Annotated in this window: 19 protein-coding genes; 17 read left to right on the top strand and 2 right to left on the bottom strand. The window is 60.3% G+C overall.

The features are described from left to right. Positions 1-8 precede the first annotated feature (8 nt). The gene (gene suhB, locus V1599_RS18740) at positions 9-812 is read right to left on the bottom strand and encodes an inositol-1-monophosphatase (protein ID WP_003860668.1); all 804 of its coding nucleotides are present in this window, start codon (positions 810-812) and stop codon (positions 9-11) included. A gap of 131 nt (positions 813-943) precedes the next feature. On the opposite strand from suhB, the gene trmJ reads away from it, so the two are divergent. The 11 genes from trmJ (at position 944) to sseB (ending at position 9695) form a co-directional block, all read left to right on the top strand. Continuing rightward, positions 944-1669, top strand: coding sequence for a tRNA (cytosine(32)/uridine(32)-2'-O)-methyltransferase TrmJ (trmJ, locus tag V1599_RS18735; RefSeq protein ID WP_008502159.1), 726 nt, complete (start codon positions 944-946; stop codon positions 1667-1669). A 220-nt stretch (positions 1670-1889) separates the two neighbouring features. Further along, positions 1890-2381 (top strand): Fe-S cluster assembly transcriptional regulator IscR, encoded by a 492-nt coding sequence (gene iscR / locus V1599_RS18730; RefSeq protein ID WP_006176693.1) that lies wholly within the window; start codon positions 1890-1892, stop codon positions 2379-2381. 122 nt (positions 2382-2503) lie between these two features. Then, positions 2504-3718, top strand: a complete 1215-nt coding sequence (iscS, locus tag V1599_RS18725) for a cysteine desulfurase (protein ID WP_222567588.1) — start codon at positions 2504-2506, stop codon at positions 3716-3718. A 23-nt stretch (positions 3719-3741) separates the two neighbouring features. After that, complete coding sequence (gene iscU / locus V1599_RS18720; protein WP_015703172.1) at positions 3742-4128, top strand: Fe-S cluster assembly scaffold IscU; 387 nt, start codon at positions 3742-3744, stop codon at positions 4126-4128. Positions 4129-4141: 13 nt separating this feature from the next. Next, positions 4142-4465 (top strand): iron-sulfur cluster assembly protein IscA, encoded by a 324-nt coding sequence (gene iscA / locus V1599_RS18715; protein WP_003860659.1) that lies wholly within the window; start codon positions 4142-4144, stop codon positions 4463-4465. Positions 4466-4544: 79 nt separating this feature from the next. Beyond that, a complete protein-coding gene (gene hscB, locus V1599_RS18710) occupies positions 4545-5060 on the top strand; it encodes a co-chaperone HscB (RefSeq protein WP_395300630.1) in 516 nt (171 codons plus the stop codon). Positions 5061-5075: 15 nt separating this feature from the next. Continuing rightward, the gene (gene hscA, locus V1599_RS18705) at positions 5076-6926 is read left to right on the top strand and encodes a Fe-S protein assembly chaperone HscA (RefSeq protein ID WP_395300629.1); all 1851 of its coding nucleotides are present in this window, start codon (positions 5076-5078) and stop codon (positions 6924-6926) included. A gap of 1 nt (position 6927) precedes the next feature. Continuing rightward, complete coding sequence (gene fdx, locus V1599_RS18700; RefSeq protein WP_003860652.1) at positions 6928-7263, top strand: ISC system 2Fe-2S type ferredoxin; 336 nt, start codon at positions 6928-6930, stop codon at positions 7261-7263. A 1-nt stretch (position 7264) separates the two neighbouring features. Beyond that, complete coding sequence (gene iscX / locus V1599_RS18695; protein ID WP_003860650.1) at positions 7265-7465, top strand: Fe-S cluster assembly protein IscX; 201 nt, start codon at positions 7265-7267, stop codon at positions 7463-7465. Between the two features lie 53 nt (positions 7466-7518). Then, a complete protein-coding gene (gene pepB, locus V1599_RS18690) occupies positions 7519-8805 on the top strand; it encodes an aminopeptidase PepB (protein WP_395300628.1) in 1287 nt (428 codons plus the stop codon). Between the two features lie 113 nt (positions 8806-8918). Next, on the top strand, positions 8919-9695 hold the full coding sequence (sseB, locus tag V1599_RS18685; RefSeq protein ID WP_395300627.1) for an enhanced serine sensitivity protein SseB: 777 nt from the start codon (positions 8919-8921) through the stop codon (positions 9693-9695). A gap of 34 nt (positions 9696-9729) precedes the next feature. Here the strand turns inward: sseB and sseA are convergent, their stop codons facing one another. After that, entirely contained in the window at positions 9730-10572 is an 843-nt protein-coding gene (gene sseA / locus V1599_RS18680) for a 3-mercaptopyruvate sulfurtransferase (RefSeq protein WP_297122424.1), read from the bottom strand. Between the two features lie 202 nt (positions 10573-10774). On the opposite strand from sseA, the gene V1599_RS18675 reads away from it, so the two are divergent. From V1599_RS18675 to V1599_RS18650, 6 genes are all read left to right on the top strand, one after another. Beyond that, on the top strand, positions 10775-15727 hold the full coding sequence (locus V1599_RS18675; RefSeq protein ID WP_395300626.1) for an alpha-2-macroglobulin family protein: 4953 nt from the start codon (positions 10775-10777) through the stop codon (positions 15725-15727). A gap of 1 nt (position 15728) precedes the next feature. Then, complete coding sequence (gene pbpC / locus V1599_RS18670) at positions 15729-18056, top strand: peptidoglycan glycosyltransferase PbpC (RefSeq protein WP_395300625.1); 2328 nt, start codon at positions 15729-15731, stop codon at positions 18054-18056. Positions 18057-18211: 155 nt separating this feature from the next. After that, positions 18212-20590, top strand: a complete 2379-nt coding sequence (locus V1599_RS18665; protein ID WP_395300624.1) for a DMSO/selenate family reductase complex A subunit — start codon at positions 18212-18214, stop codon at positions 20588-20590. Then, positions 20587-21216 (top strand): DMSO/selenate family reductase complex B subunit, encoded by a 630-nt coding sequence (locus V1599_RS18660; protein ID WP_112010218.1) that lies wholly within the window; start codon positions 20587-20589, stop codon positions 21214-21216. Before V1599_RS18665 ends, V1599_RS18660 begins: the two co-directional genes overlap by 4 nt. Continuing rightward, positions 21209-22012 carry a DmsC/YnfH family molybdoenzyme membrane anchor subunit gene (locus V1599_RS18655; RefSeq protein WP_112010219.1) on the top strand — a complete coding sequence of 268 codons (804 nt, stop codon included), beginning with the start codon at positions 21209-21211 and terminating at the stop codon, positions 22010-22012. Before V1599_RS18660 ends, V1599_RS18655 begins: the two co-directional genes overlap by 8 nt. Further along, the gene (locus V1599_RS18650; RefSeq protein WP_112010220.1) at positions 22012-22872 is read left to right on the top strand and encodes a 4Fe-4S dicluster domain-containing protein; all 861 of its coding nucleotides are present in this window, start codon (positions 22012-22014) and stop codon (positions 22870-22872) included. Before V1599_RS18655 ends, V1599_RS18650 begins: the two co-directional genes overlap by 1 nt. Positions 22873-22930 lie beyond the last annotated feature (58 nt).

Here is a 22930-nt window from a genome sequence, read left to right as displayed (position 1 = left end):
TACCGGGATTAACGCTTCAGCGCGTCGCTCAGCTCGTCACGCATGTTTGCCAGCATGGCTTTCACCACGCGTGGGTTACCCGCAACGATGTTGCCGGTAGACATGTAGTTATGGCCGCCGGTGAAATCGCACACGATGGCGCCTGCTTCACGCGCGATCAGCTCGCCCGCAGCAAAGTCCCACGGCTTGAGAGACAGCTCGAAGTAACCGTCAACGCGACCGGTCGCCACGTAGGCCAGATCCAGCGCGGCGGAGCCGGTGCGGCGGAAGTCCGCGCACTCGGTGAACAGCTTGCCGAGGATATTCATGTAAGTGGTTGCGTGCTGCTTCGCCTTGAACGGGAAGCCGGTCGCCAGAATGGTGCCGTCCAGATCGCGCGCGTTGCTGCAGCGCAGACGGTAGCCGTTCAGCTGTGCGCCCTGACCGCGAGTCGCGGTAAACAGTTCGTTACGCATTGGATCGTAAACCACGGCGACTTCAGTACGGCCTTTAATGCGTACGGCGATAGACACGGAGAAGTGTGGCAGGCGTTTTACAAAGTTGGTAGTGCCATCCAGCGGATCGATAACCCATTGAACATCCTGATCGGTACCTTCATGTTCACCGCTTTCTTCGGTGATGATGGTGTGCTGCGGGTAAGATTTGCGGATCGTTTCGATAATAATCGCTTCTGCGGCTTTATCGACGTTGGTCACAAAATCATTGCTGCCTTTCTGGCTGGTTTCTACGGAGTCAGGTGTTTCGTAGTGTTTGGCAATTACATTACCCGCCTTGCGCGCTGCGCGCACGGCGATGGTCAGCATCGGATGCATCGGTCTCTCTCACTGGATGTTAAAGAACGGGAAAATCGGCGCAGAGTATAGCAGCGGGATCGGATTATGTCTCTCGTTTATGGTAATATGCCGGAATATTCTTCAGACACAGAATCCAGATACCTAAAACTATGCTGCAAAACATTCGAATCGTGCTGGTCGAAACATCGCACACCGGCAACATGGGCTCCGTGGCCCGCGCTATGAAAACCATGGGCTTAACGAACCTGTGGCTGGTTAACCCGCTGGTGAAACCCGACTCTCAGGCCATCGCGCTGGCCGCCGGTGCCAGCGACGTGATCGGCAACGCGCAAATTGTCGATACGCTGGATGAAGCCCTGGCCGGATGCAGCCTGGTTGTCGGCACCAGCGCGCGCTCCCGCACGCTGCCGTGGCCAATGCTGGACCCGCGCGAGTGCGGCCTGAAAAGCGTGTCGGAAGCCGAGCAGGCGCCGGTTGCGCTGGTGTTTGGCCGGGAACGCGTTGGCCTGACCAACGACGAGCTGCAGAAGTGCCATTATCACGTCGCGATTGCCGCGAACCCGGAATACAGCTCGCTGAACCTGGCGATGGCGGTGCAGGTTATCGCCTACGAAGTGCGTATGGCGTGGCTGGCCACGCAGGAGAAAGAGGTAGAGCCTAAAGAAGAGACGGCCTATCCGCTGGTGGACGACCTGGAGCGCTTCTACGGCCACCTGGAGCAGACGCTGCTGTCCACCGGCTTTATCCGCGAAGGCCATCCGGGTCAGGTGATGAACAAGCTGCGCCGTCTGTTTACCCGCGCGCGCCCTGAAAGCCAGGAGCTGAACATCCTGCGCGGGATTCTGGCGTCGATTGAGCAGAAGAATAAGGAATAGTGCAGTGTGTTTTCCCCCTCTCCCCGTGGGAGAGGGCCGGGGTGAGGGCATCAGGCCGCACCTTTGCTATGAACGCACAGAAGGTTAAATACCTGACTAAAACAGTCAAGTAAATAGTTGACCATTTTAGTCAGGAATGTCAGACTTGGCCCTGCTATGCAATACCCCCATTTTACAATAAAAAACCCCGGGCAGGGGCGAGTTTGAGGTTAAGTAAGACATGAGACTGACATCTAAAGGGCGTTATGCCGTGACCGCGATGCTGGACGTTGCGCTCAACTCCGAAGCGGGCCCGGTTCCGTTGGCTGATATTTCTGAACGACAAGGGATCTCCCTCTCTTACCTGGAACAGCTGTTCTCCAGACTGCGTAAAAATGGGCTGGTTTCCAGCGTACGCGGCCCGGGCGGCGGTTATCTGCTCGGTAAAGACGCGGGCAGTATTGCGGTTGGCGAAGTGATCAGCGCGGTTGATGAATCCGTTGACGCGACCCGCTGCCAGGGTAAAGGCGGCTGCCAGGGCGGCGATAAGTGCCTGACCCACGCGCTGTGGCGCGACCTGAGCGACCGTCTGACCGGCTTCCTGAACAACATCACTCTCGGTGAACTGGTGAATAACCAGGAAGTTCTGGACGTCTCTGGCCGTCAGCACAGCCATGAATCACAGCGCAGCACCCGCGCGCAGGACGCAATCGACGTCAAATTACGCGCCTAATTAGGGCAAAAATTATAAGATTTCAGAATCAGGCCGGGGCTTGATGCCCCGCGAACTCGGTCGTACATCCAGCCGGTTGCCTGATTCCTTGCATTGAAGCGATGTACGGAGTTTATAGAGCAATGAAATTACCGATTTATCTCGATTACTCCGCAACCACGCCGGTGGACCCGCGTGTTGCCGAGAAAATGATGCAGTGTCTGACCCTGGACGGAAACTTTGGTAACCCAGCGTCCCGTTCACACCGTTTTGGCTGGCATGCGGAAGAGGCGGTCGATATCGCCCGTAATCAGATTGCTGACCTCGTCGGCGCCGACCCGCGTGAAATTGTTTTCACCTCCGGCGCGACCGAATCCGATAACCTGGCGATCAAAGGTGCAGCCAACTTTTATCAGAAAAAAGGCAAGCACATCATCACCAGCAAAACCGAACACAAAGCCGTGCTGGATACCTGCCGTCAGCTGGAGCGCGAAGGGTTTGAAGTAACCTACCTGGCGCCACAGAGCAACGGTATCATCGACCTGAAAGAGCTCGAAGCCGCCATGCGCGACGACACCATTCTGGTCTCCATCATGCACGTTAACAACGAAATCGGCGTGGTGCAGGACATCGCCACCATCGGCGAAATGTGCCGTGCGCGCGGTATCATCTACCACGTGGATGCGACCCAGAGCGTGGGCAAACTGCCTATCGACCTGAGCCAGCTGAAAGTGGACCTGATGTCCTTCTCCGGCCACAAAATCTATGGCCCGAAAGGCATCGGCGCGCTGTACGTTCGTCGTAAGCCACGTATCCGCATCGAAGCACAGATGCACGGCGGCGGTCACGAGCGCGGCATGCGTTCCGGCACCCTGCCTGTTCACCAGATCGTGGGCATGGGCGAAGCGTATCGCATCGCGAAAGAAGAGATGGAAGCCGAGATGGCGCGCCTGCGCACGCTGCGTAACCGTCTGTGGGACGGCGTGAAGGATATGGAAGAAGTGTATCTGAACGGCGATCTCGAGCAGGGCGCACCGAACATCCTCAACGTCAGCTTCAACTACGTTGAAGGCGAATCGCTGATCATGGCGCTGAAAGACCTGGCCGTTTCTTCCGGTTCTGCCTGTACGTCTGCAAGCCTCGAGCCATCCTACGTGCTGCGCGCGCTGGGCATGACCGACGAGCTGGCACACAGCTCTATCCGTTTCTCTTTAGGTCGTTTCACTACCGAAGAAGAGATTGACTACACCATCAAGCTGGTACGCAACTCCATCGGCCGCCTGCGCGACCTTTCTCCACTGTGGGAAATGTTCAAGCAGGGCGTGGATCTGAACAGCATTGAATGGTCACATCACTAATCGGTACATAAGGAGAATTTAACATGGCATACAGCGAAAAAGTCATCGATCATTACGAGAACCCGCGCAACGTTGGCTCTTTTGACAACAGCGACGATAGCGTAGGCAGCGGCATGGTTGGCGCGCCGGCGTGTGGCGACGTGATGAAGCTGCAGATTAAAGTCAACAATGAAGGTATCATTGAGGACGCGCGCTTCAAAACCTACGGCTGCGGTTCTGCTATTGCATCCAGCTCCCTGGTCACCGAGTGGGTGAAGGGCAAGTCTCTGGACGAAGCACAGGCAATCAAGAACACCGATATTGCTGAAGAGCTCGAACTGCCGCCGGTGAAAATTCACTGCTCTATCCTGGCAGAAGACGCGATTAAAGCCGCCATTGCGGACTATAAAAGCAAACGTGAAGCAAAATAATTGAGGTTTGAGTATGTCGATTACCCTTAGCGACAGCGCTGCCGCGCGAGTAAGCTCTTTTCTGGCGAACCGTGGTAAAGGCTTTGGCCTGCGGCTGGGCGTACGTACCTCCGGCTGTTCCGGTATGGCTTACGTACTGGAGTTTGTTGACGAACCGGCGTCTGACGACACCGTGTTTGAAGACAAGGGCGTGAAGGTGGTGGTCGATGGCAAAAGCCTGCAGTTCCTCAACGGCACTCAGCTGGACTTCGTTAAAGAAGGCCTGAACGAAGGGTTCAAATTCACGAACCCGAACGTCAAAGACGAGTGTGGTTGCGGCGAAAGCTTCCACGTTTAACCGCGCGTCATCCGAAACCCCACCGTGGCTCTACCGCTGCGCGTGGGGTTTGTTCTAACTGGCTACCCCTGAGATTGTTATGGATTACTTCACTCTCTTCGGACTACCCGCGCAATACCCGATCGATCTCCAGGCGCTGACGATCCGTTTCCAGGATCTGCAGCGTCAGTATCATCCGGATAAATTCGCCAGCGGCACGCAGGCTGAACAGCTGGCGGCGGTATCGCATTCCGCCACCATTAACCAGGCCTGGCAGACGCTGCGCCATCCGCTGGCGCGCGCGGAATATCTGCTCTCGCTCCACGGCTTCGACCTGGCGAGCGAACAGCACACCGTGCGCGACACGGCGTTTCTGATGGAACAGCTGGAGCTGCGCGAAGAGCTGGATGAGATTGAACAGGCCAAAGACGAAGCGCGCCTGGAAATCTTTATCAAGCGCGTGAAGGGCATGTTCGATACTCGCCATCAGCAGATGGTGACGCAACTGAACGACGAGAGCTGGGATCTGGCGGCGGACACCGTGCGCAAGCTCCGTTTTCTCGATAAACTGCGAAGCAGCGCTGAACAACTCGAAGAAAAGCTGCTCGACTTTTAATTTCGGAAGCAAATTATGGCCTTATTACAAATTAGTGAGCCTGGCTTAAGTGCCGCACCGCACCAGCGTCGTCTGGCGGTCGGTATTGATCTTGGCACCACCAATTCCCTCGTGGCGACCGTGCGCAGCGGCCAGGCGGAAACGCTGGCTGACGAGCAGGGCCGCCATCTGCTGCCTTCCGTCGTCCACTACCAGCAGCAGGGGCACGCGGTAGGCTATGACGCCCGCGCGAACGCCGCGCGCGATCCGGCCAACACCATCAGCTCCGTTAAGCGCATGATGGGCCGCTCGCTGGCCGACATTCAGGACCGCTACCCGCATCTGCCGTATCAGCTTCAGGCCAGTGAAAACGGCCTGCCGATGATCGCAACCGCGGCAGGTCTGCTGAACCCGATTCGCGTTTCCGCTGACATCCTCAAAGCGCTGGCGGCCCGCGCGACGGCGACGCTCGGCGGCGATCTGGACGGCGTGGTGATCACCGTTCCGGCCTACTTTGACGACGCGCAGCGTCAGGGCACCAAGGACGCCGCGCGTCTGGCGGGCCTGCACGTGCTGCGCCTGCTGAACGAGCCGACGGCGGCGGCGATTGCCTACGGCCTCGACTCCGGTCAGGAAGGGGTGATTGCGGTTTACGATCTTGGCGGCGGTACTTTTGATATCTCTATCCTGCGCCTGAGCCGCGGCGTGTTTGAAGTGCTGGCCACCGGCGGCGATTCCGCGCTGGGCGGCGATGATTTCGACCACCTTCTGGCGGACTACATCCGCGAGCAGGCAGGGGTTGCCGATCGCAGCGACAACCGCTTACAGCGTGAACTGCTTGATGCCGCGATTGCAGCGAAAATCGCGCTCAGCGATGCCGATTCTGTGACGGTTAACGTGGCGGGATGGCAGGGTGAAATCACCCGTGAAACCTTTAATGAACTCATTTCCCCGCTGGTGAAGCGTACCCTGCTGGCCTGCCGCCGCGCGTTGAAAGATGCGGGCGTTGAGGCCGACGAGGTGCTGGAAGTGGTCATGGTCGGCGGCTCGACCCGCGTGCCGCTGGTGCGCGAGCGCGTGGGCGACTTCTTTGGCCGCACGCCGCTGACCTCCATCGACCCGGACAAAGTGGTGGCCGTGGGTGCTGCTATCCAGGCCGATATTCTGGTTGGCAACAAGCCGGACAGCGAAATGCTGCTGCTGGACGTCATCCCGCTGTCTCTCGGTTTAGAAACCATGGGCGGCCTGGTGGAGAAAGTGATCCCGCGCAATACCACCATCCCGGTGGCGCGCGCGCAGGAGTTCACCACCTTTAAAGACGGCCAGACCGCAATGTCCATCCACGTGATGCAGGGCGAGCGCGAGCTGGTGCAGGACTGCCGCTCCCTGGCGCGCTTCGCGCTGCGCGGTATTTCGGCGCTGCCTGCAGGCGGGGCGCATATTCGCGTCACCTTCCAGGTGGACGCCGACGGCCTGCTGAGCGTCACGGCGATGGAAAAATCGACCGGCGTCGAGTCGTCGATTCAGGTGAAGCCGTCCTACGGCCTGACAGATGGCGAAATCGCCTCCATGATTCAGGATTCAATGAGCTACGCCGAACAGGACGTGAAGGCGCGCATGCTGGCCGAACAGAAAGTTGAAGCCGCGCGCGTGCTGGAGAGCTTGACCGGCGCGCTCACTGCCGATGCCGCGCTGCTAAGCGCCGCTGAGCGTCAGGTCATTGACCAGGCTGCCGCGCACTTAAGCCTGGTCGCCATGGGCAATGACGCTGACGCAATAGAAGAAGCCATTAAAAACGTTGATAAACAAACCCAGGACTTCGCCGCTCGCCGCATGGACAAATCCGTCCGCGTCGCGCTGAAAGGCCAGTCCGTGGACGAGGTTTAATATGCCAAAGATTGTTATTTTGCCTCATGCGGACCTGTGTCCGGATGGCGCTGTTCTGGAAGCGAAGACCGGTGAGACCATTCTCGATGTTGCCCTGCGCGCAGGTATCGAAGTGGAACACGCCTGCGAAAAATCCTGTGCCTGCACCACCTGCCACTGCATCGTGCGTGAAGGTTTTGACTCGCTGGCCGAGAGCACCGAAGACGAAGACGACATGCTGGATAAAGCATGGGGTCTGGAACCGGACAGCCGCTTAAGCTGCCAGGCGGCGGTCACCGATGAAGATCTGGTCGTTGAGTTCCCGCGCTACACCATCAACCACGCACGCGAGCATTGATATGGGACTGAAGTGGACAGACAGCCGTGAAATCGGCGAAGCGCTGTACGACGCTAACCCGGATCTCGATCCGAAAACCGTACGCTTCACCGATATGCACCAGTGGATTTGCGATCTGGAGGATTTTGACGACGATCCCAACGCATCCAATGAAAAAATTCTGGAGGCGATTCTGTTAGTCTGGTTAGATGAAGCAGAGTAAATCACTTAACGGGCTGCCTTCAGGCGGCCCGTTTGCTAATAAGGATAAATAAAATGACCGAAGCGATGAAGATTACGCTCTCTTCGCAGCCAGCCGACGCGCGCTGGGGCGAGAAAGCCACCTACAGCATCAATAACGACGGCATTACCCTGCACCTGACGGGCAAAGACGATTTGGGCCTGATCCAGCGCGCCGCGCGTAAAATTGACGGCCTTGGCATTAAGCATGTCTCTCTGGAAGGCGAAGGCTGGGACACCGACCGCAGCTGGGCGTTCTGGGCGGGCTACAAAGGGCCAAAAGGCACCCGCAAAATTGAGTGGGCCAGCCTTGATGAAGCCGGTCAGAAAGAGCTGGAAAGCCGCCTGAAGATTATCGACTGGGTGCGTGACACCATCAACGCCCCGGCGGAAGATCTCGGGCCCGAGCAGCTGGCGCAGCGTGCCGTTGACCTGCTGTGCGGCGTGGCGGGCGAGAAAATGTCCTACCGCATCACTAAAGGCGAAGACCTTCGCGAGCAGAATTACATGGGCCTCCACACCGTAGGCCGTGGCTCCGAGCGTCCGCCGGTGCTGCTGGCGCTAGACTTCAACCCAACCGGTGATAAAGAAGCGCCCGTATTTGCCTGCCTGGTCGGCAAAGGCATCACCTTTGATACCGGCGGCTACAGCCTGAAGCAGAGCGCGTTCATGGACTCCATGAAGTCCGATATGGGCGGCGCGGCAACCATTACCGGCGCGCTGGCGTTTGCCATCACCCGCGGTCTGAACAAGCGCGTGAAGCTGTACCTGTGCTGCGCGGACAACATGGTCAGCGGCAACGCCTTCAAGCTGGGCGACATCATTCGCTACCGCAACGGTAAAAATGTCGAAGTGATGAACACCGACGCCGAAGGCCGCCTGGTGCTGGCCGATGGCCTGATCGACGCTTCTGCCCAGAAGCCGGAGCTGATCATCGACATGGCGACCCTGACGGGCGCGGCGAAAACCGCGCTGGGCAATGACTACCACGCGCTGTTCAGCTTTGACGACAGGCTGGCCGCCCGCGTGCTGGCAAGCGCTGCCGAGGAGAACGAGCCGTTCTGGCGCCTGCCGCTGGCCGAGTTCCACCGCAGCCAGCTGCCGTCTAACTTTGCCGAGCTGAATAACACCGCAAGCGCCGCGTACTCGGCGGGGGCAAGCACCGCGGCGGGCTTCCTGTCGCACTTCGTTGAGAACTATCACGAGGGCTGGCTGCACGTTGACTGCTCCGCAACCTACCGTAAAGCGGCGGTGGAGCAATGGTCCGCAGGCGCGACCGGTCTCGGCGTGCGCACGATTGCGAACCTGCTGACGGCTGAGTAATTATTGCCCCCTCACTCCAGCCCTCTCCCCTTTGGGGAGAGGGCGTTCAAATTCCCTCTCCCCAAAGGGGAGAGGGTTAGGGTGAGGGGAGGAATGCACCATCTGGAATCATTATGTCAGAAACCAAAAACGAATTAGAAACCCTGCTGGAGCAGGCGGCGACCGAGCCCGCCCACCGTCCGGCATTTTTCCGCACGCTGCTGGAATCCACCGTCTGGGTGCCGGGAACGGCGGCCGAAGGGGTGCAGGTTGTCGAAGACAGCGCCCTGGATCTGCTGCACTGGGAGAAAGACGACGGCGCGTCGGTGATCCCGTTCTTCACCTCGCTGGAGGCGCTGCAGAAGGCAGTGGAAGACGAACAGGCGTTCGTGGTGATGCCCGTTCGCACGCTGTTCGAAATGACGCTCGGCCAGACGCTGTTCCTGAACGCCAAACTGCCGATCGGCAAAGAGTTTACGCCGCGTGAAATCAGCCATCTGATTGGCGAAGAGGGTAATCCGCTTAGCACTCAGGAAGTGCTGGAAGGGGGCGAAACGCTGCTGCTGTCAGAGGTGGCTGAACCGCCCGCGCAGATGATCGACTCGCTGATTACGCTGTTTAAAACCCTCAAGCCGGTGAAGCGGGCGTTCCTGTGCTCCATCAAAGAAGGCGCGGACGAGCAGCCCGTGCTGCTGATTGGCATCGAAGCCGACGGGGATATCGAAGAGATTATTCAGGCGGCGGGAAGCGTGGCGACCGACACGCTGCCGGGCGACGAGCCCATTGATATCTGCCAGGTGAAGAAAGGCGAGAAGGGCATCAGCCACTTTATTACCGAGCACATCACGCCGTTCTACGAGCGTCGCTGGGGCGGCTTCCTGCGCGACCTGAAAACTAACCGTATTCTCTAAACACAGCGGGGTGAGTCTTCACCCCGCTGCGCTATCAGGCGGGTTCGACGGGCAGATCGCTGCGCGCGCCCCATTCGCTCCATGCCCCGTCGTAAAGCGTCACGTCGTTTACGCCAAGCGTTGCCAGCGCCAGGATCGCTACGCAGGCCGTCACGCCGGAACCGCAGCTGGCGACGATAGGACGCGTAAGATCAACGCCCTGACGCGCGAAAATCTCCCGCAGTTCGTCAGTGGTTTTCAATTCGCCTTCAAACACCAGGTCGCCCCACGGCACGTTCAGCGCGCCGGGAATATGGCCGCGCTTCAGGCCCGCTCGCGGCTCGTCGGCTTCGGCGTTAAAGCGCGGGGCGGGGCGGGCATCGACGATTTGCGCCGTTTTTTCATGGCTGATGACCAGCACGTCGGTCAGGCGTTTAACCACGTCCGGGTTAAACTCAGCGTCAAAATCGCCTTCCGGCAGCGCCACGTCGCCCTGCTGTAGCGGCAGATTGTCGCGCTTCCAGCCGGCCAGACCGCCCGCCAGAATTGACACTTTCTCCACGCCAAAATTTTTCAGCATCCACCACGCGCGCGGCGCAGAGAAGAGATTGCCCTCATCGTATACCACCAGGTGCTTATCACGGCTAACGCCAAGCTCGCGCATCGCCACCGAAAACGCTTCCGGGCGCGGCAGCATGTGCGGCAGGGGGGAGGTATGATCGGAGAGCGCTTCGATATCAAAAAAGACCGCGCCAGGCAGGTGTCCGGCGCGATATTCCGCCGGGACGTCGCGGTGTTCCTGCCCGGGAGGGGCCATCCGCGCGTCAATAATCTGAACTTCCGGGTCGTCGCCGTGTTCAACCAGCCAGTCGGCCGCGACGAAGTATGAGGTAGACATGATTGCCTCCGTTTTTATCCGTAAAGCTGAATTGTCGGCGTTTTTGCGAATACCCACAAGCCGGCCTTCTCCAACGTGCGAGCAACGCCTTATTTTCACTCTCTTTCTCCAAATCGTAATTTGGACTTTTGGTATTAATCAAACATGGCGATAATACTTATCCGGACGATGACCAACAGGCTCTTTGGGCCAGGGACACAGGATGAAACCGTTTCGCTTAGCCGCGCTCTCGCTCGCGCTGCTCACCACCTTTACGCTTGTCGGCTGCGACAATAGCGACGAAAAAACGCAGGCTGCGGCACCCGCGGCTTCCTCTACGACGCAACAGAAAACGCCGGATAAGCCGAATGCGGATACGCTGGCGAAGCTGGCCGCGCAGAGCGAGGGCAAAACGCTGACCCTGCTGGACGCCTCGGAAGTGCAGCTTGACGGTGCGGCAACGCTGGTGCTGACGTTCTCCATTCCGCTCAATCCCGACCAGGATTTTGCGAAAACGGTACACGTAGTGGATAAAAAAAGCGGCAAAGTCGACGGGGCATGGGAGCTTGCGCCGAATCTGAAGGAGCTGCGCCTGCGCCATCTGGAGCCAAACCGTAATCTGGTCGTCACCGTTGAACGCGATCTGCAGGCGCTGAACAAAGCGACGTTTGGTATCGATTATGAAAAAGCACTGACTACCCGGGACGTTGAACCGACGGTCGGCTTTGCCAGCCGCGGTTCGCTGCTGCCGGGCAAGGTCGTGGAAGGGCTGCCGGTAATGGCGCTCAACGTGAACAACGTTGACGTGAACTTCTACCGCGTGAAGCCGGAGTCGCTGGCCGCCTTTGTCAGCCAGTGGGAATACCGCAACGCCCTGACCAACTGGGAATCGGACAATCTGCTTAAAATGGCGGAGCTGGTTTATACCGGGCGTTTCGATCTTAACCCGGCGCGCAACACGCGTGAAAAGCTGCTCCTGCCGCTGCGCGATATCGCGCCGCTGCAGCAGTCCGGCGTCTACATCGCGGTGATGAATCAGGCCGGGCACTATAGCTACAGCAATGCCGCCACGCTCTTTACCCTGAGCGATATTGGGGTGTCCGCTCACCGTTATCATAACCGTCTGGATATCTTTACCCAGAGCCTGGAGAACGGCGCGGCGCAGGCTGGCGTGAAGGTCACGCTGCTGAATGATAAAGGGCAGACGCTTGCCGAGGCGAACAGCGACGCGGACGGCCATGCGAAGCTGGAAACGGATAAAGAGGCGGCGCTGATCCTCGCCAGCAAAGACGGACAGACCACGCTGCTTGACCTCAAGCTTCCGGCGCTCGATCTGGCGGAGTTTAATATTGCCGGTAGCCCTGGCTACAGCAAACAGTTCTTTATGTTTGGCCCGCGCGATCTCTATCGTCCGGGCGAAACGGTGAGCCTCAACGGCCTGCTGCGCGACAGCGATGGCAAACCGCTGCCCGCGCAGCCGGTTAAGCTCGACGTGCTTCGCCCGGACGGGCAGGTGGCGCGCACCGTTGTGGTACAGCCTGAAAACGGCCTCTACCGCTTCAACTATCCGCTCGATAGCGGTGCCCAGACGGGCATGTGGCACATCCGCGCCAACGCGGGCGATAACCTGCAGCGGCTGTGGGACTTCCACGTAGAAGACTTTATGCCGGAACGCATGGCGCTGAACCTGACGGGGCAAAAAGCGCCGGTGTCGCCCGAAGATAAGGTGAGTTTCGACGTCGTGGGATATTACCTGTACGGCGCGCCGGCCAACGGTAATTCTCTGCAGGGCCAGCTGTTCCTGCGTCCGCTCCGCGAGGCCGTCGCCGCGCTGCCCGGCTTCCAGTTTGGCGATATCGCCGAGGAAAACCTGAGCCGCAGCCTGGACGAAGTTCAGCTAACGCTTAACGAGCAGGGGCGCGGGCAGGTATCTGCCGAAAGCCAGTGGAAAGACGCGCATTCGCCGCTGCAGCTTATCCTGCAGGCCAGCCTGCTGGAGTCCGGCGGACGTCCGGTGACGCGCCGCGCCGAACAGGCGATCTGGCCCGCCGCCGCGCTGCCCGGCATTCGCCCGCAGTTCGCCAGCAAGGCGGTTTACGATTACCGCACCGATACCACCGTCAACCAGCCGATCGTTGATGAAAATAGCAACGCCAGCTTTGATGTTGTGTATGCCGACGCCAGCGGCGCGAAAAAAGCCGTTTCAGGGCTGAAGGTGCGCCTGATCCGCGAGCGTCGCGACTACTTCTGGAACTGGTCCGAAAGCGATGGCTGGCAGTCGCAGTTCGATCAAAAAGATCTGGTCGAAGGCGAGCAGGAACTCAGCCTCAAGGCCGATGAAACGGGCAAAGTCACCTTCCCCGTGGAGTGGGGCTCCTATCGTCTGGAAGTGAAAGCGCCTGACGATACGGTCAGCAGCGTGCGCTTCTGGGCGGGCTACAGCTGGCAGGACAACAGCGACGGCACGGGGGCGGCGCGTCCCGACCGCGTAACCCTGAAGCTCGACAAGCCGGCATACCAGCCGGGCGACACCATCAAGCTGCATATCGCCGCGCCTGCCGCAGGGAAAGGCTACGCGATGATCGAGTCCAGCGAAGGGCCGCTGTGGTGGAAAGAGATCGACGTCCCGGCAGCCGGGCTTGATATTTCTATTCCCGTGGATAAAGCCTGGAAGCGCCACGATCTCTATCTCAGCACGCTGGTGGTTCGCCCTGGCGACAAGTCTAAATCCGCCACGCCGAAACGCGCCGTAGGCCTGCTGCATCTGCCGATGGGTGACGAAAACCGCCGCCTGAACCTCGCGCTGGATGCTCCGCAAAAAATGCGCCCTAACCAGCCCCTCTCCGTGAAGGTCAAGGCCAGCGTGAAGGACGGGGCCGTGCCGCAGAAGGTGAACGTGCTGGTCTCCGCGGTGGACAGCGGCGTACTGAACATTACGGATTACGTCACCCCCGATCCGTGGCAGGCCTTCTTTGGCCAGAAGCGCTACGGCGCGGATATTTATGACATCTACGGCCAGGTCATCGAAGGGCAGGGGCGTATGGCCGCGCTGCGCTTCGGCGGCGACGGCGACGAGCTGAAGCGCGGCGGCAAGCCGCCGGTGAATCACGTCACGATTATTGCCCAGCAGGCGCAGCCGGTAGAGCTGGACGCCAACGGCGAAGGTACGATTACGCTGCCGATTGGGGATTTTAACGGCGAGCTGCGCCTGATGGCCCAGGCCTGGACGGAAGACGATTTCGGCAGCAGCGAAAGCAAGGTGGTCGTTGCCGCACCGATTATTACGGAGCTCAACGCGCCGCGTTTCCTGGCGAGCGGAGATACCTCAAGGCTCACACTGGATCTCACTAACCTGACGGATCAGCCGCAAACGCTGAACGTGGCGCTAACGGCCTCCGGCAAACTGTCGCTCGAAGGCGCCCAGCCGCAGCCAATTCAGCTGCCGCCGGGGGCGCGCACGACGATGTTTATTCCTGTGCGCGCGCTGGACGGCTACGGTGACGGTGACGTGACGGCGCAGGTCACCGGCCTTCAGCTGCCGGGCGAGACCTTTGCGCCGCAGCAGAAGAGCTGGAAAATCGGCGTGCGTCCGGCCTTCCCGGCCCAGACGGTTAATACCGGCGCGATGCTGAATCCGGGCGAATCCTGGACCGCACCGGCCCAGCATATCAACGGTTTCTCTCCTGCGACCTTGCAGGGGCAGCTGCTGCTGAGCGGCAAGCCGCCGCTGAACCTGGCGCGCTACATTCGCGAGCTGCAGGCCTATCCGTACGGCTGCCTGGAGCAAACCGCCAGCGGCCTGTTCCCGTCGCTCTATACCAACGCCGCGCAGCTGGCGGCGCTCGGCATTAAGGGCGATACGGACGACAAGCGCCGCGGGGCGATTGACGTGGGGATCGCCCGCCTGCTGCAAATGCAGCGCGACGACGGCGGCTTTGCGCTGTGGGATAAAAACGGGCCGGAAGAGTATTGGCTGACGGCCTACGTAACGGACTTCCTGGTGCGCGCGGGCGAGCAGGGCTACAGCGTGCCGACGGACGCGGTGAATAACGCCAATACCCGGCTGCTGCGCTACCTGCAGGACCCGGGTATGATGTCTATTCGCTACAGCGATGATGCGCAGGCGAGCCGCTTTGCCGTGCAGGCCTACGCCGCGCTGGTGCTGGCGCGACAGCAGAAAGCGCCGCTGGGCGCGCTGCGTGAAATCTGGGATCGCCATGCGCAGGCGGCGTCCGGGCTGCCGCTGATGCAGCTCGGCATGGCGCTTAAGCTGATGGGCGATGCGCCGCGCAGCCAGCAGGCGATAGATCTGGCGCTCAAAACCCCGCGCAGCGACGCGAAAAGCTGGATGGCGGATTACGGCAGCGCGCTTCGCGACAACGCGCTGATGCTCTCCCTGCTGGAAGAGTACCAGCTGCTGCCGGATGCGCAGAACGCGCTGCTCAATACCCTTTCTGAGCAGGCGTTCAGCCAGCGCTGGCTGTCGACGCAGGAAAGTAACGCCCTGTTCCTGGCCGGGCGCTCGCTGCAAACCCTGAGCGGCGCGTGGCAGGCGAAATCGTCTACGTCTGAAGCCCCATTAAGCGGCGATAAGGCGCAGGTTGAAAACCTGAATGGCGACCAGCTTGGCGCGCTGCAGGTGACCAATACCGGCACCGCTCCGCTGTGGGTGCGGCTCGACAGTACGGGTTACCCTGAGTATGCCCCTCAGCCCGCGTCGAACGTTTTGCAAATCGAACGTCAAATCCTGGCGACGGACGGCAGCAGCAAATCCCTCTCTTCGCTGAAGAGCGGCGAGCTGGTGCTGGTATGGCTTGAAATCAACGCCAGCCAGAACGTGCCGGACGCGCTGGTGGTTGATCTGCTCCCGGCGGGGCTTGAGCTGGAAAACCAAAATCTGGCCAGCAGCAGCGCCAGCCTGCAGGACAGCGGCAGCGAGGTGCAAAACCTGCTGAACCAGATGCAGCAGGCGGATATTCAGCATATGGAGTTCCGCGACGATCGCTTCGTGGCCGCCGTGCCGGTCAACGAAGGCCAGCCGGTGACGCTGGTCTATCTGGCGCGCGCCGTCACGCCGGGAACCTATCAGGTGCCTGTGCCGATGGTGGAATCCATGTACGTGCCGCAGTGGCGCGCAATCGGAGCGGCCAGCGGCCCGCTGATCGTTGTTCCGTAAGATGCAGATTGCGCGTCTCTTACGCTCCCGCTGGCTTTGGCTGGCGGGAGCGCTTCTCGTTTTATGGGGGCTGATCCTTGCGGCCGACCGCCTGTGGCCGCTGCCGCTGAAAGAGGTCAACCCCGCAAGGGTCGTTGTGGATGAGAACGGAACCCCGCTCTGGCGCTTTGCCGACGGCGAAGGCATCTGGCGCTATCCGGTCACCCTGGAAGACGTTTCTCCCCGCTATCTCGACGCCCTGATCCAGTATGAGGACCGCTGGTTTTGGGAGCATCCCGGCGTCAACCCGTTCTCCGTGCTGCGCGCGGCCTGGCAGGACGTGACCTCCGGCAAAGTCGTCTCCGGGGGCAGCACGCTCACCATGCAGGTGGCGCGCCTTCTGGACCCGCACCCGCGCACCTTCGGCGGAAAAATCCGCCAGCTGTGGCGGGCGCTGCAGCTGGAGTGGCACCTTTCCAAGCGCGATATCCTTACGCTCTATCTCAACCGCGCCCCCTTCGGCGGCACGCTGCAGGGCGTCGGGGCCGCAAGCTGGACCTATCTCGGCAAACCGCCGTCGCAGCTGAGCTATTCTGAAGCGGCGCTGCTTGCGGTTCTGCCGCAGGCTCCCAGCCGCCTGCGGCCGGACCGCTGGCCGGAGCGCGCAGAAGCCGCGCGCAATAAGGTGCTTGAGAGGATGGTGACCCAGGGCGTCTGGTCCGCAAAGCAGGTCAAGGAATCCCGCGAGGAGCCGGTTTGGCTCGCCCCGCGGCAGATGCCGCAGCTCGCGCCGCTCTTTTCACGGATGATGCTCGGCAAAAGCCGCGAGACGAAAATTATCACCACCCTCGACGCCGCCCTGCAGCGGCAGCTTGAAGAGCTGGCGATGAACTGGAAAACCCGCCTGCCAGCCCGCAGCTCGCTGGCCATGATCGTCATCGATCATACCGACATGAAGGTGCGCGGCTGGGTGGGATCGGTGGACATTAACGACGATAGCCGCTTTAGCCACGTCGATATGGTCTACGCGATCCGATCCCCCGGATCGGTGCTTAAGCCTTTCGTTTACGGCATGGCGCTGGACGAGGGGCTGATCCATCCGGCGTCGCTGCTGCAGGACGTGCCGCGAAAAACGGGCGATTATCGTCCCGGCAACTTCGACAGCGGGTTTCACGGCCCGGTAAGCATGAGCGAGGCGCTGGTGCGATCGCTCAATCTGCCAGCCGTTCAGGTGCTGGAAGCCTACGGGTCGAAACGCTTTGCGGGCATGCTGAGCAACGCGGGGCTACCGCTTATGTTGCCCGCCGGGGCGCAGCCGAATTTATCCCTGATCCTCGGCGGCGCGGGCGCCCGGCTCGCGGACATCGCCGCCGCGTACAGCGCGTTTGCCCGCCACGGCAGGGCGGGACGATTGCGCCTGCAGCCCGGCGATCCGCTGGTCGAGCGGCCGCTGCTGTCGCCGGGCGCGGCGTGGATTATTCGCCGCATTCTCGCCAACGAGGCGCAGCCGCTGCCGGACAGCGCGCTGCCCCAGGTTGCGCCGCTGGCGTGGAAAACGGGCACCAGCTACGGCTACCGCGACGCCTGGGCCATCGGGCTCAACGCCCGCTACGTGATTGGCATCTGGACCGGGCGGCCCGACGGCACGCCCGTTGCCGGGCAATTCGGCTACGCCAGCGCTATTCCGCTGTTAAATCAGGTTAATAATTTGCTGCAGGCGCGTTCGACGATCGACGAGGCGCGCCTCCCGCGCGATCCGCGTCCCGCCAGCGTCGGGCGTGGCACGATCTGCTGGCCGGGCGGTCAGGCGCTGCCGGAAGGCAGTGAAAACTGTCGACGCCGTCTCTCGACCTGGCTGCTGGACGGGAGCGAGCCGCCTACGCTGCTGCTGCCGGAGCAGGAGGGCATTCGCGGGATCCGATTCCCAGTCTGGCTGGATAAAAGCGGAAAGCGGGTGGCTGCGGACTGCCCGGATGCGACAGAAAAGTTACTGGACGTCTGGCCGCTTCCGCTTGAGCCGTGGCTGCCGCCGTCGGAAAGAAGGGCAGCGCGCTTGCCCGCGGCGTCCACCGTCTGCCCGCCGCTGGACAATCATAATGCCGCGCCGCTGATGCTGTCCGGCGTCAGGGAGGGCGCGGTCATCCGCCGCCTGCCGGGTCAGGAGGCCATGACGCTATCGGTGACGGCCAGCGGCGGAGAAGGGGAACGCTGGTGGTTTTTAAACGGCGAGCCGCTTTCGGAAAGTAGCAGCTATTTGTCGCTTGGATTAAGCAAGCCGGGCGACTATCAGCTGGTTGTTATGGATGGCTCAGGGCAGGTTGCGGCGGTAAATTTTTCGCTGATTCGTTAGGAATTGTTTAAATGTGTTAAATCCTTATGCACTTAAAAATTGAATAGTTATCATTAACTTACAATTAGGCTAATCCCAACGGATTATCTTGATACTCATCAAAAGTAGGGTCCCATAAAACCGCGAAAATGCGCTTTTATTTTAAGGACCCAATGATGAAAAAAATAACAGACCAGGGAGAGGGGTTATTACCTTCGGTGTCCCGGCGCAATTTCATCCAGGCCAGCTCGGCGCTGGTTGCGCTCCCCTTTATCACCTCGGCAGGAAACGTTCAGGCGCAGGCCGCTGATGCCGCGGACAGCGTCTCCCCGGAAAAGGTCGTTCAGACCTGCAGCACCTTCGACTGCGGCGGCAAATGCGATATTCGCGCGCACGTCAGCGACGGGGTTGTCACCCGCATCTCCACGCGCCCCGATGACGCACTCGATCCTGACATGCCGATTATGCGCGCCTGCGCTCGCGGCCGTGCATACCGCAAATTCGTCTACCATCCCGACCGCCTGAAATACCCTATGAAGCGCATGGGCAAGCGCGGTGAAGGGAAATTTGAGCGTATTTCGTGGGATGAAGCGACCACGCTGATTGCCAATAACGTAAAAACGATCACCGAAAAATATGGCGCCGCGTCGCGCTATGTTCACGTGGGGACGGCGGTGTCAGGCGGCACCTTCTCCGGGGATAAAATGGTCCGTCGCCTGCTGAATCTGACCGGCGGCTATCTGGAAAGCTACCATTCGGTGAGCATGGGCAACACCGCGGCGGCGACGCCGTATACCTACGGTACCGCCGCCAGCGGCAGCTCGCTGGACACGCTGCTGGATACAAAGCTGGTGATCCTGTGGGGGCATAACCCGACGGAAACCATTTTTGGCCACTCCAACTACTACTTCCAGAAAATGAAGCAAAACGGCACCCGCTTCATCGTTGTCGATCCGCGCTATTCCGATACCGTGTCGTCGCTTGCCGACCAGTGGATCCCGCTGCTGCCGACCACGGATAACGCGCTGATGGACGCCATGATGTATACCATCGTGACGGAGAATCTGCACGACCGCGACTTCCTGTCGCGCCACGCGATCGGCTTTGACGAGGCGTCAATGCCTGAAGGCGTGCCGGCGAACGAATCGCTGATGGCCTACCTGACCGGCGCAAAAGACGGCCAGGCGAAAACGCCGGAATGGGCGGAGAAGATCACCCACGTGCCCGCACAGACGATCCGCCAGCTGGCGCGCGACTACGCCAACACCAAACCCGCGGCGCTGATCCAGGGCTGGGGCCCGCAGCGTCATAACTGCGGCGAACGCACTGCGCGCGGCTCAACAATCCTGGCGACGCTGACGGGCAACGTGGGCGTGAAGGGCGGCTGGGCGGCTGGCTACGGCGGCTGCGGTAACCGTAAATTTGCCGCCGGACCGGAAATGCCGGACAACCCGGTACAGGCCAAGATCTCGGTAATGAACTGGGTGCAGGCGGCGGATGATGCTTCTCAGGTGACGCCGGAAGATGGGCTGAAGAACGCGGATAAGCTGGACAGCAATATTCGCATTCTCTTCTCTCTTGCCGGTAACTACCTTGCGAACCAGAACCCGGACCTGCACCAGGCCACGCGCGTGCTGGAGGATGAATCCAAAATCCAGTTCATCGTGGCAAGCGATCTGTTTATGACCCCAAGCGCGAAATACGCCGATCTCCTGCTGCCGGAAACGAGCTTTATGGAGCGCTGGAACATCGGCGAAACCTGGGGTACGGCAAGCTATCTGATCCTCTCCGAAAAGCTGATCGAGCCGGAGTTTGAGCGCCGCTCGGACTACGACTGGCTGCGCGAGGTGGCCGCGAAGCTCGGCGTCGAGCAGGCGTTTAGCGAAGGTCGCGATGAAAAAGCGTGGATCGAACACATCTGGGAGCAGACGCGCCTGGCGATGCCGGATGAAAACCTGCCGGACTTTGCGACGCTGCAAAAGACCCGCCAGCACCTGTTCAAGAGCGCGCCTTACGTCGCCTTTGAAGAAAACGTGCGCGATCCGGAAAACCATCCTTTCCCAACGCCGTCTGGAAAAATTGAGATCTTTTCGAAGCGTTTGTACGACATGCACCATCCGGAGATCCCGGCGCTGTCGCACTATGTTCCCGCTCATGAAGGCCCGGAAGATGCGCTGGCGAAATCCTTCCCGCTGCAGCTGATTACCTGGAAAGGGAAAAACCGCGCCAACTCAACGCAGTACGCCAACCCTTGGCTGATTGAAGCGCAGCAGCAAAAGCTGTGGATCAACCCGCAGGACGCGCAGCGCCGCGGCATTGCGCAGGGAGATACCGTCCGTATCCATAACCAGCGCGGTATTTGCGAAGTTCCGGCGGAAGTGACGCCGCGCATTATTCCGGGCGTTGTGGCGATGCAGGCGGGTGCCTGGTGGCAGCCCGACGAACGCGGCGTCGATAAAGGCGGCTGCGCAAACGTGCTTAGCTCGGCGCGCATTACCGCGCTGGCGAAAGGGAATTCCCATCAAACCATGCTGGTGGAGGTAGCAAAAGCATGAGTCAGTTTAAAGAGTATCCGCCGGTGAGCGACAAACAGCTGGGGTTCTTCATCGACTCCTCACGCTGCTCCGGCTGCAAGGCGTGCCAGGTGGCATGCAAAGATAAAAACAACCTTGAGGTGGGGCGTCGTTTTCGCCGCGTGTATGAGGTCAACGGCGGGAATTTCATCCCAACCGGGCAGGGCGGCGTGAGCAACAACGTTTTTGCCTACACGCTCTCTATCTCCTGCAACCACTGTGCGGACCCAATTTGCACCAAAAACTGCCCGACGACCGCGATGCACAAGCGTCCGGGTGACGGCATCGTGCGCGTCGACACCGACAAATGCGTCGGCTGCGGCTACTGCGCGTGGTCCTGTCCTTACGGCGCGCCGCAGCTCAACGAGGAGACCGGTCAAATGTCAAAATGCGACTTCTGCGTCGATCTGCAGGCGAAGGGCGAGCAGCCCGTTTGCGTGGCGACCTGTCCGCTGGAGGCCATCAAGTTTGGCCCGATTGACGAACTGCGCGCCAAATATGGTTCGCTGTGCGACGTAAAAGGGCTGCCTGATTCGTCCATTACGAAACCTAATCTGGTGATTAAGGCCCATCAGGGCGCGGAGAAAGAGGGCAAACGTCATGCATGAGCTACCGCTGCTGATCTTTACGCTTTTCCTGCAGGGTTCCGTGGGCGTTACGCTCTGGCTCGGGTTTGGCTGCAAGCCGGTGATGGGGGCGCAGGCCTCTGGTCGCAGCATTGCCATTGCGGCCGCTGGCGCGTTCGTGCTGGCGAGCCTCGGGCTTCTCGCGTCTGCCCTGCATATGGGCTATCCGCTGAACGCCCTTAACGCGCTGCGCCACGTTGCCAGCTCCTGGCTCAGCCGCGAGATCGTGTTTGCCAGCCTTTATCTGGCGGCGCTCGGCCTTGCGGTGCTCCTGCTGTTCTTCAATAAACCTGGCGGAAAAGCGCTGCTGGCGCTGGCGGGCATCGTTGGCCTGGTTGACGTGTTCTGCATGGCGCAGATTTACATGCATGCATCGGTTATGACCTGGCAGCACGTGAACACGCTGGTTCTGTTCATCGGCTCGGTGGGCATTCTCGGCTCCGCCGTGGTGGCGCTCGGGGCGCAAACGCGCAGCGCCCTGCGCGTGGCGGCGATCGTCGTTACCCTGCTGGTGCTGATTCGCCTGCTGATGCAGCCGGTCTGGCTGGCGGATATCGCGGCGCTGGACCACACCGTTGTGACCTTCCCTCATGACCCGCTTCACGCGCTTGAGCAGCTGCGCGGCGTGCACCTTCTGGGCTGGTGCGTCTCCGCCGTTGGGATGCTGGGCTTCGCCGCTGGCGCGCTGAAGCAGACGCGCGGCCTGCTGCTGGTGGGCTCCGCGCTGCTGGTGTTCGGCGAAGTGCTGCTGCGCTTTGTCTTCTTCAGTATTGGCTGATGGAGATTCTGTTCGCTCAAGCGGTGGACGTGACGCAAAACTGCGTCCGTCGCCGCTTTCGCAGCGCCTCCTGCCATGCCTGCGCGGACGTATGCCCCGCGCGGGCATTTTCCATGACTGACGGAAAAATTTCCGTTGATGCTTCTCTTTGCATTGAATGCGGGGACTGTCTTTTTGTCTGCCCCACGGACGCCATTTCGGGCATCAGTCCACAAAAACGTTATCTGCATGACGACGCGCTGGTGGGGCCTTTTAGCCCGATAGCGCCGACGGTTAATGAGCTTCTGCTCTGGCACGTTCAGCGCGGGGTTCGCTCAATCAGCCTGGACGCCGAACGGTTTACGGCATGGATGGTGGCGCTGGCGGGGCTTAATCTTGCCCTGCGCGAGTACGGTGAACCCGTCTGGACCTTCAGGCCCGTGCAGCAGAAGGAGATCAGCGTGACTCGTCGAACGCTGATGCACGTCCCTCGAGAAGAGGTGAACGCGTGCGCCGTCCTGCCGGGTATGCGGCAGCTCAGGCAGGCCTTTATACATTTCAGCGAATACGATCCCGATATTGATCCTGGAAAATGCGTCCTGTGCGGTGCCTGCTGGCGAAGCTGCACCGAGGGCGCCCTGAGCTTTGAGGAGGGGAGGTTAGCGATCGAGCCGGGGCGCTGCACCGGATGCGGCGGATGCGAAAGCGTGTGTCATCATCAGGCGGTTAAGCTCGCACCTTATAAAGGCGAGGCGCAGCGGCGCGTGATGAAAGCACATGCATCCACCTGTAAAGAATGCAGCCGTTCGTTCTGGACGTTCAGCCGTGAAGAAGCGCGCTGCTACCTCTGTAAACCCCATCACCACGGTATGCGTCGCTAAGTCTGTTGCTAATCTTCGTCTCATTTTAAAAAAATGTTACCCGAATCCATAGGCAACG

Origin of the sequence: Enterobacter sp. ECC-175, from assembly GCF_043968675.1 — a bacterium.
Taxonomy (GTDB): Bacteria; Pseudomonadota; Gammaproteobacteria; order Enterobacterales; family Enterobacteriaceae; genus Enterobacter.
This window is presented reverse-complemented; position numbering and strand designations above follow the sequence as displayed.